Here is a 17,121-nt window from a genome sequence, read left to right on the forward strand (position 1 = left end):
ATTTGGATTAAAAAAGCACCCTGACCAAAAGAATCAGGGTGCAAAAATTCATACTTAGACCATGAATGTAGACATGGTTCAAGTTTGTACACCCTTATAAGCCTCTCTGGACTTCATTTAAAAGGTTAATTGATTTATGCTGTTTTCTTACTATCGACCACTTCTTCAAAGAGATCATCCTTAGCCGGCTCTCTTCCAGGTAAGACAAGATTTAAGATTAATCCGCAAATCGCAGCCATGGCCATTCCTTGGATTTGAAATTGCTCGGAGACTTTAATAAAGGCGCCACCGATTCCAATCACTAGGATGACAGATGAGATAATAAGGTTACGTTTGTCACCGAAATCAATCTTGCTGTCAACCAGCATACGCAACCCAGATGAAGCGATGATTCCGAAGAGGAGAATTGATACACCACCCATAACAGGAGTTGGGATTGTACTGATTAATGCTGTAATTTTTCCAACAAAGCCGAAGATAATCGCTAATATCGCCGCTCCTGCTACTACGTGAACACTGTATACTCTTGTAATCGCGAGGACCCCAATGTTTTCACCATACGTTGTTTTTGGCGGTCCGCCAATTAAAGCTGAAATCATGGTTGCTGTTCCATCACCAAGGATTGATCGATGTAATCCTGGCTTTTTAATGTAATCTCTGCCTACTACCTTACTTAGGACAAGCTGGTGACCGATATGTTCAGACAAAGTTACGATGGCTACTGGCACCATTAACAGGGCTAAGTCCCAAGTGAATTTTACCTCATAACTTACAAACGGGATGATGAATTCTGGCATTTCAAACCACTTGGCATCCAAAACTGGTTGAAAATCAACAATTCCTACTAATAACGCGTAAATATATCCCACAACAATCCCTGCCAAAATCGGGATGATGCTCAAGATTCCTTTTAAGTAGATCGAGAAAATGATCGTTGCTGCTAATGTGACCAGGGCTACAGAGAAATGAAGCAAGCTGTATTCACCAGCTGGATTATTCATTGCCATACCAACAGCCGTTCCTGCAAGAGCTAAACCGATGACAATGATTACTGGTCCAACTACGATTGGAGGCAAAAGATTCATAATCCATCTATGCCCTGCTTTACTGATTACTAGTGCCACGATTCCGTATACAAGACCCGCCAAAAACGATCCAATCATCGCACCCCCAGGACCGCCTGATGCTTTTGCCGCAATTACTGGTGCGATAAATGCAAACGATGAGCCGAGGTAAGCTGGTACCTGCCATTTCGTAATGATGAGAAACGCTAAGGTTCCAAGTCCACTGGAGATTAAGGCAATTGCCGGACTTAAACCAACAAGATAAGGAACTAAAATGGTGGCACCAAACATCGCAAATAAATGCTGCAGGCTTAGTGTTAACCATTGGGCTGGTTTCGGGGCATCTGTTACATCTAAAATGGGTTGATTGATCATTTAATTTTCTCCTCCTATGTTTGAAACACTTATCTTTTTCTAGTTTATGTTCCCAAAAAAATACCCTCTTTAACCGGAGGGCACAAAGAGGGTATAGAAATGCCAAATTAAATAAACATTTAGTCATTTCCCCTTTGTTAGCCTCACAGGACTATCTTTTAAAAGGGCAGCTATTTATTTGTCAAATATACTTACGTGATCTGCTTTATCCACTTCTGCTAGTTCTACCACAATTTTTTCTGTACTGGAAGTTGGGATGTTTTTCCCGACATAATCGGCTCGGATTGGAAGCTCTCGGTGACCGCGGTCTACGAGTACGGCAAGCTGAATAGCAGCCGGTCTTCCAAGATCCATAAGAGCATCCATACCCGCTCTTACTGTTCTACCTGTATATAATACGTCATCAACCAAAACAACTTTTTTATTTGAAATTTCTACCGGAATATCCGAGCCTTTAACAAGCGGTTCTTGATTGTCTGTTTTTTTTGTTAAATCATCGCGATATAAGGTAATATCAATTTCACCGACAGGGATTGGCTTTCCTTCAATTTCTTGAATTTTGGCTGCCAGTCGTTCTGCTAGAAATATTCCTCTAGTCCGAATTCCAACGAGAACACAATTTTCTATTCCTTTGTTTTTCTCAATAATTTGGTGGGCAATCCTTGTCAATGCTCTTTGGATCGCTTGTGCATCAAGAACTTCTGCTTTTTGATTCATCCTGGCACCTACTTTGTTAAAAATAAAAAAACCTCTCACCTTGAGGTGAGAGGTAGACAAGTTTGCATGAACAGATAAGGGTATTATTATCCCTATCCTAAACCGTTTCCTTCTCAGCCTCACAGGACTGATTTAAAGGCATATTCAACTGTAGTTATATTACTATACTTATTTAATTACTGTCAACGATTATTTTGAAGTTGAGTCAGCAATCTTTCGAATTCTTCAGGAAGCGGTGCTTCGAACTCTATATATTCATTTGTTCTTGGATGATTAAAACCTAGAACACCCGCATGTAATGCTTGTCCATCTATTTCAAGGGTCTTTTTCGGGCCGTATTTTGGATCACCAGCTAAAGGATAGCCAATGTACTTCATATGGACACGAATTTGATGGGTTCTTCCAGTTTCTAATTGACATTCTACAAAGGTGAAATCCTTAAACCGTTCAAGTACATGAAAATGAGTCACTGCATGCTTCCCATTATCCACAACTGCCATACTTTGACGGTCTTTCGTATCCCTGCCAAGCGGTGCATCAACGGTGCCAAAATCATGTGGAATGACACCATGGACAATCGCTTTATACTTTCTTGTCACCGTTTTCTCGACCAATTGATTAACCAACTTTTCATGGGCCATATCGTTCTTTGCCACCATTAACAAACCGGAGGTGTCTTTATCTATACGATGGACAATACCAGGGCGTAACACACCGTTAATCCCAGACAAATCCTTACAATGGGCCATAAGACCATTTACCAGGGTGCCAGTTAAATGGCCAGGTGCTGGATGTACAACCATTCCTCGCGGCTTATTAACCACAATTACATCTTTATCTTCAAAGTAGATCTCTAAATCCATTTCTTCTGGAATAACATCTAACTCTTCCGGTTCTGGGATATTAATTTCAAGTTGATCATTAAAAGCACATTTATAATTTGTTTTAACCTTCTGCCCGTTCACAAGGACATTCCCATCTTTAATCCATTGCTGGACCTGGGTTCTGGACCATTCTTCATTTAAAGTTGAAACAACCTTATCAATCCGGTCACCTTTTTGCTCCTCAAGAATGATGTGTTCCATTTTCTCCATATGATTTCTCCTTTGTTTCTCTCTCTTCACGAAGCATTTGAAGCATTAATAAAATGACACCTATAACTAAAGCTGAATCCGCAATATTAAAAACTGGGAAATTATAGCTAAAAATGTAAGTGTGAATAAAGTCAACTACTTCTTTTCGCAGGACACGATCAATAAAATTCCCAATCGCCCCACCAAGCATGAAGGCAAGTGAGACTCCTAAAAGCAGCTTACCTTTTGCCGCTTTTTGGATATAGTAAATGATTCCAATAATGACGATTGTAGTAATCAAGTAAAAGAACCACATTTGACCTTGTAGAATTCCCCATGCAGCACCTCTATTCCGATGGGAGGTAATATACAGAAAATTATCAATAACAGGAATACTTTCTCCAAGATACATTTTTGTGACAATCAGCCATTTTGTAACTTGGTCTAACAAAATAATAAAAAAAGCAATTAAATAATAAAACACTAAGAAATACCTCCATCTGCACGAGCACTTTACTTCCTTAGCATTTTAGCATAATTTTCAGCGAAACGACAATCTAAGCTTAGAAAAAAGTGGAACTAATTGGCTTTCGGTAAAAATGCTCCATCGTTTCTCTATCCTTTGTCGACTTAATGGTCGGCATAATTTTTAATAAATAATCTGGAAACGGTTCTCCGGAGTCATCACATTGCCCATAACACCCATTTTCGAGCTTCTCAATGGCTGCATTAATATCTGTAAGCTCTTCTTCTAATATCGTCATGATCCACTCATTCTTTTCCTTGCTTTTTAACGATGTCAGAATTTCCTCTTGCGTTTGACGGAGTTCTAAAAACAGCTTTTCCTGCAGTGCATCCATAGTTGTTACCTCCGTTTCCTTATTTGTCTTATTGTTTGTCATCCCTTTCAACTTGACACAGGAAAACATTTGACATCATCAGCAGGAATTAACGGAGGTGGAAAATTTTAAAGCCCTGCGCTTCATGCACAGGGCTAGACTTTAGGCCAAATGGCTATAGTTTTCTTTGACTACTTCAGCACAGCGCGGGCAAAGTGTTGGATGCTCTGAATCCTTGCCTACTTCCGGTGTTACTACCCAGCAGCGTTCACATGTTTCTCCTTCTGCTTTGGTAACTACAATAGCTGCACTATCTAATTTAATCGCATTTTCAGGTGCTTGATCGTAAGAACCTGCAACCTCAAAGCCAGAAATGATAAATAGCTGTTGCACGTTTTCTTCGATCGAATCTAATAAAGCTTTTGTTGTATCACTTACATACAAGGTAACTTTAGCAGTCAATGATTTACCAATAACTTTTTCATTCCTTGCCTCTTCAAGAGCTTTTAAAACATCATCGCGAAGATTCATAAATGCAGTCCATTTCTCTTCTAATGCTACTGCATTATCAAGCTCCTCATATTCCGGAAGATCCGTTAACTGCACACTTTCTTCGGAAACAGCAGGAATGTGCTTCCAGACCTCGTCAGCCGTATGAGAAAGAATTGGTGATACCAGCTTTGTTAATGACAACAAGGATTGATATAGAACTGTTTGGATCGCTCGACGATCATGTTGATTAACAGATTCAATGTACAGAACATCCTTGGAAAAATCTAAGTAGAAAGCACTTAAATCTAATGTACAGAAATTATTAATCGCATGGTAAATGCCAGCGAATTCATAATTGTCATAAGCATTGCGGACATATTTAATCAATTTATTCAGTTTTACAAGCATGAATTGATCCACTTCACGCAGGTTTTCAAAGGCAACCGTATCTGTATCAGGATTAAAATCAGCTAAGTTTCCTAATAAGAAGCGGAAAGTATTACGAATTTTTCGGTAAACCTCGGCAACTTGCTTCAAGATTGCATCAGATACACGGACATCCGCCTGATAATCAACAGAAGCAACCCAAAGACGCAATATATCCGCACCTAATTGATTCATTACTTTTGCCGGAACAACGACATTACCGATTGACTTACTCATCTTACGACCTTCACCATCAAGAGCAAAGCCATGGCTTAAAACACCTTTATATGGAGCCTTACCTGTTACAGCAACTCCCGTTGATAAGGAAGAGTTAAACCAGCCGCGGTATTGGTCAGAACCTTCTAAATACAAGTCGGCAGGTCGAACCAAATCCTCTCTCTCGTGAAGAACAGCTTGATGAGAAGAACCCGAATCAAACCATACATCCATGATATCTGATTCCTTCGTGAACAAACCATTCGGACTGCCCGGATGTGTGAAGCCCTCCGGAAGAAGGTCTTTCGCTTCACGCTCAAACCAAATATTAGATCCAAATTCTCGGAATAACGCTGAAACATGATCAATGGTTTCATCCGTAATAATTTCTTGACCATTCTCCGCATAAAAAACTGGGATTGGAACTCCCCATACACGCTGACGGGAAATACACCAGTCACCACGGTCACGTACCATATTAAATAATCGTGTTTCTCCCCAAGCAGGAACCCACTTTGTTTCTTTAACGGCTTCAAGAAGTTCATTACGGAAATCTTTAATAGATGCAAACCATTGTGCAGTAGCACGATATATAACAGGCTTTTTTGTTCTCCAATCATGCGGATAAGAATGAGTAAAGAAATCCAACTTCAATAGTGCCCCGGCCTCTTCGAGTGCAGTCGTGATCGGTTTATTAGCAGCATCATAGAATAATCCTTCAAAACCTGGTGCTTCGCTAGTCATAACACCTTTATCGTCGACTGGACAGAGAACATCAAGTCCATATTTTTGTCCCACATAGAAGTCATCTTCACCATGACCAGGTGCTGTGTGAACACAGCCTGTTCCTGCATCGGTTGTAACATGATCACCTAGCATGACTAATGAATCACGACCGTAAAGAGGATGGACCGCTACGATATACTCTAGCTCGCTCCCTTTAACCTTCTTCTCAATAACGGCTTCTTCCCAGCTAAATTCTTTTGTTAAGGATTCTAAAAGAGCCTCAGCTACTACGTATTTCTTTTCGTTTACAGCAACTACAGCATAGTTTAAATCAGCATGGACAGAAATACCAAGATTAGCTGGAATCGTCCACGGAGTAGTCGTCCAGATAACAATTTCCGTATCGGTATCAAGAACTCCTTTTCCGTCTTTTACTTTAAAGCCAACATAGATAGATGCTGAACGTTTGTCTTGATACTCAATTTCTGCTTCCGCTAGTGCAGATTCACTCGAAGGTGACCAATACACAGGCTTAAGCCCCTTATAAATATAACCTTTTTTAGCCATCTCACCGAATACTTTAATCTGTTGTGCTTCATACTCTGGCTTAAGGGTGATGTATGGGTTTTCCCAATCACCGCGGACACCTAGTCGTTTAAATTGTTCCCGCTGGTTATCAATTTGCTCAAGAGCATATTTTGTACACAGTTGTCGAAACTCAGCAACTGTCATTTCTTTACGTTTAACACCCTTATTTGTCAGTGCCTGTTCGATCGGGAGACCGTGTGTATCCCAGCCAGGGACATACGGGGCATTGAAGCCGCTCATTGATTTATAGCGGACAATAAAATCTTTCAAAATTTTGTTGAGAGCATGGCCCATATGAATATCTCCATTCGCATATGGAGGTCCGTCATGGAGGACAAACATTGGCCGGCCCTTCGTCCGCTCTTGTACCTTTTGATAAATATTCATTTCTTCCCATTTTCCCTGAAGTTCAGGTTCTCTTTGTGGAAGATTGCCACGCATCGGAAATTCCGTTTTTGGCATTAATAACGTATCTTTATACTCCATTTTTTACTTCCTCCTGTGGTTCTTTATAGAACAGAATTGCCATTTTTCCAAATAAAAAAACCCTCTCATCCCAAAATAGGGACGAGAAGGTTTTGTTCCCGCGGTACCACCCTGATAGAATGTTAAGTTCAAAACTTACATTCCTCTTAAAAATTCGTAACGAGAATAACCCGCCACAACCTACTCGTCTCTACCTGAGAGTTTCAGCCTGGGACTCAAGGGTGATCTTCCAATTTTTCGCTTTTATCGGGCTTACACCGTCCCCGACTCGCTAAGAAAAGTTCACTAAAAATTGTACTGTCCCCATCATTGTCAATGTCGATTCTATTCTAACCTGTTAAGAAATTATATGCTAAGTATTACTTTCTCGTCAAGCTAAGGAATCCTCTTCCTCATGAATTTTTAATTCGGTTGCATCAATTTCATATTCTAATAAATGATCCCAGTCATCCGTGTTCAGCATATCAAGCTGAGCTTCAATTAACATCTTAAATCGTGTACGGAATACTTTTGACTGTTTCTTTAAATCCTCGATTTCAAGAGCAATCTTTCTAGCTTTAGACAGCGACTCATTCACAATTCGGTCAGCATTTTTTTCTGCTTCCTTAATAATAAGCTTGGCTTCCTTTTGGGCATTACGTCTTACTTCTTCCCCAGCCTCTTGTGCAATGACAATCGATTTATTTAAGGTTTCTTCAATATTTACAAAATGACCAAGACGCTCTTTCATTTCATTCAAGCGCTCTTCCATTTCCTTTTTTTCACGTAGAACTAATTCATAATCCTTTATCACCTGATCAAGGAATTCATTTACTTCATCTTCATCATATCCACGAAATCCTTTATTAAATTCTTTATTGTGAATATCTAACGGCGTTAACGGCATGATGCCACCTCCAAGAATTTCTCTATATTAATATGTATAGGCTAAGATTCGACAATGTTCTCTTAATTTCCTGCAAGAGAACAAAAAATTATTTTTGTCTCCCGACAACAATCCGCCATTTATCTTTTTTTGTTTTTCCTTCAACTGACAAAATTTTCACTCTGCCATGACCTCTTACTGACAATAAATCACCTTCAGCACATTCAAACGAAGGATTCTCAGATAAAGTCCAGTTTACTTTCACTAGACCATGTTGGATAAAAGTTAACGATTTCTGCCGGGAAACATGATGAATACCTGAAATGACCGTATCGAGACGTAATGAAGACACAGTAAAATCCTGTTCAATCCATAAATCCTTCATCTCTATGGCCCTTTCCAACTCTATTTCTTTTAGACGAATGGATGCCCGGCCAATTGATTCAAGATTCATTTTCATGTAGTCATTTACTTCTGCTGCGATAAAAAATTGAACACGCCCATCTCTCATTAGGATGTCACCGAATTTCCCCCGTTTCAGTCCTAACGACATTAGTGAACCTAACACTTGTGGGTGCTCAATCGTAACAAATTTCATCGGATAATCAATTTCAAACAGATTAATTTGAAAATCTGCTTTATTTGGTGTCCAATAATCAGGGACAAGAAGCGCTCTTTTTCGCTCACTTTCAGCTGTGCCTCCAAATAACTGGTGCTGCACTGCTCCGTTTTCTCCAATCAGGGTCTTAACGATATGCTGTTCCCGAGGATCTAAAAAATCTGTCAATTTTGGCGAATAGGAAGTTTCCACATAGTCCTTCCAGCTTAACACTTGATCAATAAACTCCCGCTCTTCCTGCCGGAAATGCTGGTAGATGTTCATAATTTACTCCTCAATTGTCTACAGAATAAACCTGGTGTTTTTAGGAAATTAAACGGTGTATGACTTGTAAACCAGCCGGTGCAAAAGATAAGACGAAAAACGCAGCTAGAGGTGAGAGGTCCATCATTCCAATTGGCGGGATAATCTTCCTAAAAGGCTCTAAAAATGGCTCACAAAGGCGACCAAGGATTGCTCCAATTTGTGACTCTCTCATATTTGGGAACCATGAGAGTAAAATATAAATAATGAGCATCCATTTGTATATTCCAATTAATTGAATCAAAATAGTAAAAATCATATCCATTTCTTCTACCACCTCGTATCGTGATATTCTTGTCCTTGGATTAATTCAGAGATATTCCCTGAAATCTCAACATTATCAGGAGTGCATAAAAAAATGCTAGAGCCTACTTTTTGAATGTCACCACCTAGGGCATAAACAGCTCCGCTTAGGAAATCAACGATTTGTCTGCCTTCCTCACGTCCAATACGTTGAAGATTTACTACGACGGAGCGTCGGTTTTTCAGATGATCGGTGATATCTTGAGCCTCTGCATAAACGCGGGGCTCAACTAAAATTACTTTACTTGCTGATTTTTGTACACTTTGCAAGCTCACAACATTTTGTGTTTTAACGGAATGCTGTTGTTTTAAAGGTTTAACCGGCTCTACCTTTACATTTTCAACTTCATTTTCATCATAGTCATCATCTAAAAAGAAAAATGTTTTTAATTTTGATTTAATCGTCATCTTCTTTTTTCCTCCTACCCATCTTCACCGACAAGGGCCGTTCCAATTCTCACCATTGTAGCCCCTTCTTCAATCGCAATGGTAAAATCATTCGACATCCCCATGGAAAGCTCTGTACACGGGGCATAGTCCAGCTGGCATGCTCTGACATTGTCTCGCAGCCTGCTTAACTTACGGAAACAGTCACGTAATATAGTTTCATCAACGGTATTAGGAGCCATCGTCATCAACCCCGAAACAATGATATTATCAAATGGCTGAAGGCTTTTAACAAATTCTATAACCTGCTCTTCTCTAAGACCATGCTTTGATTCTTCTTGTGATACATTAACCTGAACAAGACATTTCACTTTATGACTAGCTCTTTTATTAATTTCCTCAGCAAGTGAAATACGGTCTAAAGAATGAATATATTCGACTTTTTCTATTATGTTTTTAACTTTGCGGGTTTGCAATGTGCCAATAAAATGCCAGGTAGGCTTGTCCCCTAAAACCTCCGACTTAGCAAGTAAACCATCATCTCGATTTTCACCTAAATCCGTGATTCCTGCTTCGAGTGCCTCATTTGCTCTTTCAGTACTTACATATTTGGTCACAGCAATCAACTTTACATCATCAGGAGTCCTATTTCCCTTTAGGCAAGCATCATTTATTTGTTTTTGTATTTGTGCAAGGTTATCTGCTACCTTCATTTAGCGGCCTCCTTCCAGCCTATAAAGCTTAACATTCTTCCTGTTTTCCCTTTGTCCCGGCGGTGTGAAAAAAACTCAGCATCATTACAGCTAGAACAATAACCCGTAATAAGAATGTTCTTTTCTGGCACACCGGCCTTAAGGAGGAGTAATTTATTAACTTCTCGTAAATCTAATTGATATTGACCCTCTTTTATTAGATTATATGGTTTTTTTTCGACATCATCCAGTATATTTTCAACGAAGTTAATGACATTATCATTAACAATATAACATTTTTCACATATAGACGGTCCTATCGCTACAAAAATTTGACTTGGCTCAATTCCTTCATTCGTCCAAGTATCGATCATTCGTCCTGCAATATCGTTAACGGTCCCTTTCCAGCCAGCATGTGCTGCACCAATCATCCGACGCTCAGGAGAAATAAAGAAAAGAGGGACACAATCAGCAAACACAAGAGTTAATAAAATTCCCTCTTCATTGGTATAAAAACCATCGGTTTCCTTAAATGAGCTATTATAATCTTCTGCCCCTCTACCACGATCATCACGAGTGACATTCTTAATTTGAATGGCATGAGTTTGCTCAGCACCGACCCAATGGGAAAGCGGAAATTCGAGCAAATCGGCCACCTTATATCGATTGGCACAAACAGAATCAAGATGATCCCCGACATGAAAACCAAGGTTTAGATTATCATACATCCCAACGCTTGATCCACCATTTTTGCTAGTGATTCCAGCAACGAGTCCAGGGAACTGTTCCATCCAGTTTTCAAGCAAAAAAAATGATTGATTGTTTAATACAAACGGTTCCATATACAATCCTCTTTTGTTTTTTTCTAGTTTACCATGAAAAGGGAAAATGGTCACCGTACGTGGGACATATTAAGCTTCCAATTCTTCTGATATTCTTTCCTCCATCCCCTTATACCTAACCAGAATTACATCTTGACCAATTTTTATTATATTTTTCCACGGAATAATAATATCCTCATCTCTTCCAAAAAAGCCAAGAACCTTGCCATTACCAGATATGACAACCGCTTCAATCTTCCCGGTGCTTAAGTTTATTTCTATATCACCTATGTTTCCAAGCTTTTTACCATCAGATACATTTACAACATCCTTTATTTGGAATTCAGAAATCTTAACCATCCCATTCACACTCCTGCCATCTTTACTATTAAAATATATGATTGGCGTCAGCAATTTATCTTTAAATACAAAAATAAAGCTGCCCAAAGGGCAGCTTTAGCTTTGAATATTTTTATTCATTTGTTTAATTGCTGCTTTTTCAAGCCTTGAAACTTGGGCTTGAGATATACCAATTTCATCTGCTACTTCCATCTGGGTTTTCCCTTGGAAGAATCGCTTTCTTAAAATTAATTTTTCACGTTCATTTAAACGCCGCATGCCTTCTTTTAAGGCTATCTCTTCAATCCAATGAATATCTTTATTTCGCTCATCACTAAGTTGATCCATGACGAAAATAGGATCCCCTCCGTCATTATAAATCGGCTCAAATAAAGAAACTGGGTCTTGAATGGCGTCTAGGGCGAATACAATTTCTTCATGTGGCACTTCTAATACCCTTGCAATCTCCTCTGCCGTCGGTTCCCGTGAAGTTTCACTCATTAATCGTTCCCTGACTTGGAGAGCCTTATATGCGATATCTCTTAGGGACCTCGAAACGCGTATAGGATTATTATCACGCAGGTACCTACGTATTTCGCCTATAATCATTGGTACGGCATAAGTGGAAAACTTTACGTTTTGACCTAAATCAAAGTTATCGATTGATTTCATAAGTCCAATACAGCCTACCTGAAACAAATCATCAACAAATTCGCCTCGGTTATTAAAGCGCTGGATTACACTTAGAACGAGTCGTAAATTTCCATTGACGAGTTTTTCTCGGGCTGTAATGTCACCATCTTGCATTTGCTTGAAGAGTAATCTCATTTCTTCATTTTTTAATACAGGAAGTTTTGATGTATCTACGCCGCAAATTTCAACCTTATTTCGAGTCAATCCCTTTTCCCTCCTCATAGGAGTTGCTGTACAAAAAACAGTATCTCCTTGAGAAGGAAAAATATGCACATGTCAGCGAGAAGGAATCACTTTCGATTGTCGAAAAATACGACTAACTCATTTATTTTACTGGATTTTTTAAGAGGAAAAAAATTTATTTTTTTATACCATCTTATTAAATTCTTTGCGCAGTCTTTTGATGATCCTTTTTTCTAATCTAGAGATATAGGATTGAGATATTCCCAGCATATCCGCTACGTCTTTCTGTGTTTTTTCTTCTCCATTCGTGAGGCCGAAGCGAAGCTCCATGATTTGCTTTTCTCTGTCTGATAACTGGTGAAGCGCCTTTGTCAGCAGCTTCCGATCAACGTTCGCTTCAAGATCCTTCGTAATGATATCGTCGTCTGTTCCAAGAACATCAGACAATAATAATTCATTACCATCCCAATCAATATTTAATGGTTCATCAAATGAAACTTCTGATCTTATTTTATTATTTCTACGTAAATACATGAGAATTTCATTTTCAATACATCTTGATGCATATGTAGCCAGTTTAATTTTCTTTTCTGGATTAAAGGTATTTACAGCCTTAATCAATCCAATCGTCCCAATACTAATTAAATCTTCGATGTTGATTCCTGTATTTTCAAATTTTCTTGCAATGTAAACAACCAACCTTAGGTTTCGCTCAATTAGTATGGATCTTGCTGCCTTATCACCCCCAGGGAGCTTATTTAACAGCATTTCTTCTTCATCCTTACTCAGAGGAGGCGGCAGGGCTTCGCTGCCGCCTATATAAAATACTTCGTCTGTTTTAAGCCCTAATTTCATTAATAATTTATACCAGTAATAGGATAAGCGAAGTCTCCATTTTTTCATGCATGTTCCTCCTTCTAAAAATTATTTTTCAGAGTATAGTATTATTAACTTACTTTCACTGAGTCGGCATTCTGTTTTTGTCCGGTTAGCATTTTCGGATGAACGATGCATTGAAAGGCATCATCGGCTGAAAGCTGCTGTATTGTAAACGACACAAGTCCCTCCTTGCATAAATATTGGACTCCATTTGAGACAATTTTTATGGAATCAGGCTTTAAGGCCACGATTAGTTGATGCTCTTGTCCAACCACCCGACAAGGTACAATTCTCAGCCTATTTTGCCATTCGATGGGGAATTCTTGATTCCCGTTGATAATCCCATCAGGATCAATTGCCGTTTTTTGTATAGGTTCAGCCATCTGCTCTATTTGGTGTTTTATTGAAACAAACATGACAGGCAGCTTTGACAAAGGGTCATAAAGTTGATTACCGCTGTCTACTAATCCTTTGACCGTCAGAGTTTCCTCAGCTATATTCACTGTGACATTTACGATTTGATCAAACTGAATTTTGGTCATCTCCATACCTTCAATATTCTTTTTCGAGAAATGCCATGCTATTGGAAATCCCAAAACTACAAAAAGCCAACTGATTGGATCACCAAACCCTGTAATACTAGCCATCATCACCTTGGATGACATCTGTGAATCGAATTGAACAAAATAATGTGCACCTATTAATGCTCCGCCAATAAGAAACGTGGTTACATAAAGCGTCATTAATGCTTTTATAAAAAAAGTTAGACGTTTATATCCAAATGCGATCAACACCATTACGACGGAAAAAAATAGTTTGGTAATTGGATGGTTCGTGAAAGAATGTAAAGGGGTAAACGATAATAATATAATTAGAGAACCGATAAAACCTCCAGCAACTAACCTCCAAATAGGTGTTTGTCTTTTTAAAAAAATGGAGGATAAATAGAGAAGCAGGCTATCAAATAGTAGGTTAAGAGCCCAAATTACATCTAAATATACGGTCAAGCAGTCTCCCCCTTTGATTTCTCCGACCCTATGGATATTTGCATGCTTATATCTATTATTCTGGTTACGAAAAAGTATAACTTAGGTAATGGTTGGAAGTGTGTCACTTTCTGTAATCAAAAAATCAGAAATTTCCACTATTAAAAACGTATTTTGTCTAATTGGTTTTTATGATAAAGAAAAGCGCAAGCGCCTTGTCTAGGGGCGATAGGCATAAGACGAGCCGGCGAGAAGGTTGCTTTTTAACCTTCTTGACGGATTGACCGAAAAGTGGAGGCGACTGCCCTGGGACGCAGGCGTAAGACGAACACTGAAAGAAGGCGCTTTTTGCCTTCATTCAGTGGGCGGCTTACGACTCGAGTCCCAAGGAGCCGGAACTAGACAAGCTTATGACCCGAGCCCCTAGGCGCTGGAGCTGGACAATTCTCAAAGTCGAGTTTTACACTTTCTTATGAAGTAAAAAAGAAAGACATGATCCATTTTGGATCATGTCTTTAAATTTTTTTATTAACGTCTGCGGTTACGGTTGCGTAGGAATGTTGGGATGTCTAGTGCATCCTCTTGAGATCCGCTGTTGCTACGAACTGGTTCGTGCTGAATCTCTTCACGCTTTGATTCTTTTTTAACAGGCGTGATTTGCGGTTTGGCTTGTCCAAATGCTGGACGAGTCGATTTTGGTTGAATTGCCTCTTCATTAAATCCTGTCGCGATGACAGTAACGATAATTTCATCTTTAAGATTCTCGTTAATAACGGAACCGAAAATCATATTCACTTCTTGATCAGTCGCTGTAGCTACAATATCAGCAGCTTCTTGAACTTCATACAAGCTTAAATTGCTTCCACCAGTAATGTTCATTAAAACGCCTTGTGCCCCATCAATAGAAGTTTCTAGTAATGGTGAATTAATGGCTTTCTTTGCTGCTTCTGTTGCCCGGTTTTCACCTGCTGCAACCCCAATTCCCATTAATGCAGATCCTTTATTAGACATAATCGTCTTAACATCAGCAAAGTCTAAGTTAATCAGACCTGGAGTGGCGATTAAGTCTGAAATACCTTGGACACCTTGACGGAGAACATTATCTGCTTCACGGAATGCCTCAAGCATTGGCGTACTTTTATCAACAATTTCAAGAAGTCGGTCATTTGGAATGACAATTAGTGTATCTACCGCCTCTTTCATTGCTCCAATTCCACCAGAAGCTTGATTTGAACGCTTTCTACCTTCGAAAGTAAATGGACGTGTTACAACACCAACCGTTAATGCGCCTAGGTCACGAGCTATCTGCGCAATAACTGGTGCTGCACCAGTTCCTGTTCCACCGCCCATACCTGCAGTTACAAACACCATATCTGCACCGCGCAATGCATCTTCAAGCTGCTCTTTACTTTCTTCAGCCGCTTTCTTTCCAACTTCTGGGTTAGCTCCTGCACCAAGTCCTCGAGTTAGCTTTGCACCAATTTGCATTTTTACTTCTGCTTTTGAAAGGTTTAATGCTTGGGCATCGGTATTAACCGCAATAAATTCTACACCTTGAACACCGTGTTCAATCATACGATTTACCGCGTTATTTCCGCCGCCGCCAACACCAATAACTTTTATTGTAGCAAGAGAATCTAAATTTGTATCAAACTCTAACATGACAAATCCTCCTAATTCGTCGATATTCCTTTTCGTATTCTACTCGAAAAAGAGACCAAGGAATTTTTTTACTTTTGATGACATCTTATCTTCCGGATGTTTTTCTGCTTTTGCTTTTGGCTGTTGTTGTTTTGGACTTCTCTTTTCGATTGGTTCAGACACAGGCGCTGCGGCTACAAAGTTTCCACCTGGTGAGCTGGCATTCTTATATGCATATTTTATTAAACCAACAGCTGTTGTATATTGAGGTTCTCTTACTCCAATATAGTCAGGTACGGCATTGCGGACTCTATTTTGCAAAATTACCTGGGCTAGTTCGAGCACACCCTGCATATTTGCAATTCCACCGGTTAAAACATATCCGCCTGGTAAATCACTATAACCTAAACGCTTCATCTCGTTAACGACCAAATCAAAGATTTCTTCTAATCTTGCTTCAATAATATCAGAAACTTCCAATTGATTGAATTGTTGATGTTGATCACTGCCGATAATCGGAACACTGAACACTTCATCTTCTGAAGCATCATCATAAAAAGCATGTCCATATTTTATTTTGATCTTTTCTGCATCTTCTGTTGAAGTACGAAGTCCAATTGATAGGTCCTTAGTAATATGATCTCCACCAACAGGAATAACACTTGTTGCAGCCAAGAAACCTTGTTCAAAAACGGCAATGGTTGTCGAACCACCACCAAGATCTATCAAAGCTACTCCAAGATTTTTTTCATCCTTTGACAATGCATATTCACCAGCTGCAAGCGGCTGTAATACAATGTCAAGTATATCAAGTCCAGCACGTTCAACACATCGCAATGTATTAATAATAATGGATTTTGAACCGGTAATGAGAACCCCGTCCATTTCTAAGCGGACACCTATCATTCCGCGCGGGTCATGAATTTCATCCTTACCATCAAGAATATATTGTTTAGGAACCACTCCAATAATTTCACGATCTGGAGGGATAGACATCACTTGTGCTGCTTCCATCACTCGAGTAACGTCTTCATTCGTAATCTCACGATTTTGACTTGATACAGCTACTACTCCTCTACAAGGCTGTAGCATCACGTGATTCCCCGTAATTCCGACAATCACTTGTCGAATCTCCATTCCAATCATTCTTTCAGCTTCTTCAATCGCCTTTTTAATAGAATGAACGGTATCGTTTATATCAATGATTGAACCCTTTCTTAGTCCTTCAGACTTTACATTGCCCACACCAATAATATTTAACGAGTCATTGACCATTTCACCAATGATAACTTTTACACTGGATGTACCGATGTCAAGACTTACATATATTTCATTGCTGTTCATTCTTTGGCACCTCCTTTAGCATTCCTTCAGTCGAACAACAACTTTTTATAAAATAGTAATAAAT

18 protein-coding genes and 1 other annotated feature are annotated in these 17,121 nt (G+C 39.3%); all 18 genes read right to left on the bottom strand.

Features of this window, described 5'->3' with window-relative positions:
• Positions 1–134: 134 nt before the first annotated feature.
• Positions 135–1,436, bottom strand: coding sequence for a solute carrier family 23 protein (locus tag ACWM35_RS02115; RefSeq protein ID WP_454815812.1), 1,302 nt, complete (start codon positions 1,434–1,436; stop codon positions 135–137).
• Positions 1,437–1,613: 177 nt separating this feature from the next.
• Positions 1,614–2,156, bottom strand: a complete 543-nt coding sequence (gene pyrR, locus ACWM35_RS02120) for a bifunctional pyr operon transcriptional regulator/uracil phosphoribosyltransferase PyrR (protein ID WP_454815012.1) — start codon at positions 2,154–2,156, stop codon at positions 1,614–1,616.
• Positions 2,157–2,338: 182 nt separating this feature from the next.
• Entirely contained in the window at positions 2,339–3,250 is a 912-nt protein-coding gene (locus ACWM35_RS02125) for an RluA family pseudouridine synthase (RefSeq protein ID WP_454815014.1), read from the bottom strand.
• Complete coding sequence (gene lspA / locus ACWM35_RS02130; RefSeq protein ID WP_454815016.1) at positions 3,222–3,713, bottom strand: signal peptidase II; 492 nt, start codon at positions 3,711–3,713, stop codon at positions 3,222–3,224. The genes ACWM35_RS02125 and lspA overlap by 29 nt, the downstream gene beginning before the upstream one ends.
• 79 nt (positions 3,714–3,792) lie before the next feature.
• Complete coding sequence (locus ACWM35_RS02135; RefSeq protein WP_454815018.1) at positions 3,793–4,089, bottom strand: hypothetical protein; 297 nt, start codon at positions 4,087–4,089, stop codon at positions 3,793–3,795.
• 141 nt (positions 4,090–4,230) lie between these two features.
• Entirely contained in the window at positions 4,231–7,002 is a 2,772-nt protein-coding gene (gene ileS / locus ACWM35_RS02140) for an isoleucine--tRNA ligase (RefSeq protein ID WP_454815020.1), read from the bottom strand.
• Positions 7,003–7,076: 74 nt separating this feature from the next.
• Positions 7,077–7,321 (bottom strand) — a binding site (T-box leader).
• Between the two features lie 51 nt (positions 7,322–7,372).
• Positions 7,373–7,888, bottom strand: coding sequence for a DivIVA domain-containing protein (locus ACWM35_RS02145; protein ID WP_454815022.1), 516 nt, complete (start codon positions 7,886–7,888; stop codon positions 7,373–7,375).
• 88 nt (positions 7,889–7,976) lie between these two features.
• The gene (locus ACWM35_RS02150) at positions 7,977–8,750 is read right to left on the bottom strand and encodes a YlmH family RNA-binding protein (RefSeq protein WP_454815024.1); all 774 of its coding nucleotides are present in this window, start codon (positions 8,748–8,750) and stop codon (positions 7,977–7,979) included.
• A gap of 40 nt (positions 8,751–8,790) precedes the next feature.
• Positions 8,791–9,054 carry a YggT family protein gene (locus tag ACWM35_RS02155; protein WP_454815026.1) on the bottom strand — a complete coding sequence of 88 codons (264 nt, stop codon included), beginning with the start codon at positions 9,052–9,054 and terminating at the stop codon, positions 8,791–8,793.
• 5 nt (positions 9,055–9,059) lie between these two features.
• Positions 9,060–9,500, bottom strand: a complete 441-nt coding sequence (locus ACWM35_RS02160) for a cell division protein SepF (protein ID WP_454815028.1) — start codon at positions 9,498–9,500, stop codon at positions 9,060–9,062.
• Positions 9,501–9,514: 14 nt separating this feature from the next.
• Positions 9,515–10,192 carry a YggS family pyridoxal phosphate-dependent enzyme gene (locus ACWM35_RS02165; protein ID WP_454815030.1) on the bottom strand — a complete coding sequence of 226 codons (678 nt, stop codon included), beginning with the start codon at positions 10,190–10,192 and terminating at the stop codon, positions 9,515–9,517.
• Positions 10,189–11,013 carry a peptidoglycan editing factor PgeF gene (gene pgeF, locus ACWM35_RS02170; RefSeq protein ID WP_454815032.1) on the bottom strand — a complete coding sequence of 275 codons (825 nt, stop codon included), beginning with the start codon at positions 11,011–11,013 and terminating at the stop codon, positions 10,189–10,191. The genes ACWM35_RS02165 and pgeF overlap by 4 nt, the downstream gene beginning before the upstream one ends.
• Positions 11,014–11,082: 69 nt before the next feature.
• On the bottom strand, positions 11,083–11,352 hold the full coding sequence (locus tag ACWM35_RS02175) for a YlmC/YmxH family sporulation protein (protein ID WP_454815034.1): 270 nt from the start codon (positions 11,350–11,352) through the stop codon (positions 11,083–11,085).
• 96 nt (positions 11,353–11,448) lie between these two features.
• Entirely contained in the window at positions 11,449–12,228 is a 780-nt protein-coding gene (gene sigG / locus ACWM35_RS02180) for an RNA polymerase sporulation sigma factor SigG (protein WP_454815036.1), read from the bottom strand.
• Between the two features lie 162 nt (positions 12,229–12,390).
• Positions 12,391–13,110 carry an RNA polymerase sporulation sigma factor SigE gene (gene sigE, locus ACWM35_RS02185; protein ID WP_454815038.1) on the bottom strand — a complete coding sequence of 240 codons (720 nt, stop codon included), beginning with the start codon at positions 13,108–13,110 and terminating at the stop codon, positions 12,391–12,393.
• Positions 13,111–13,154: 44 nt separating this feature from the next.
• Positions 13,155–14,093, bottom strand: coding sequence for a sigma-E processing peptidase SpoIIGA (gene spoIIGA, locus ACWM35_RS02190; RefSeq protein ID WP_454815040.1), 939 nt, complete (start codon positions 14,091–14,093; stop codon positions 13,155–13,157).
• A gap of 507 nt (positions 14,094–14,600) precedes the next feature.
• Complete coding sequence (gene ftsZ, locus ACWM35_RS02195) at positions 14,601–15,734, bottom strand: cell division protein FtsZ (RefSeq protein ID WP_454815041.1); 1,134 nt, start codon at positions 15,732–15,734, stop codon at positions 14,601–14,603.
• Positions 15,735–15,773: 39 nt separating this feature from the next.
• The gene (gene ftsA / locus ACWM35_RS02200; RefSeq protein WP_454815043.1) at positions 15,774–17,057 is read right to left on the bottom strand and encodes a cell division protein FtsA; all 1,284 of its coding nucleotides are present in this window, start codon (positions 17,055–17,057) and stop codon (positions 15,774–15,776) included.
• Between the last annotated feature and the right edge of the window lie 64 nt (positions 17,058–17,121).

It is taken from the genome of Neobacillus sp. K501, assembly GCF_053749995.1.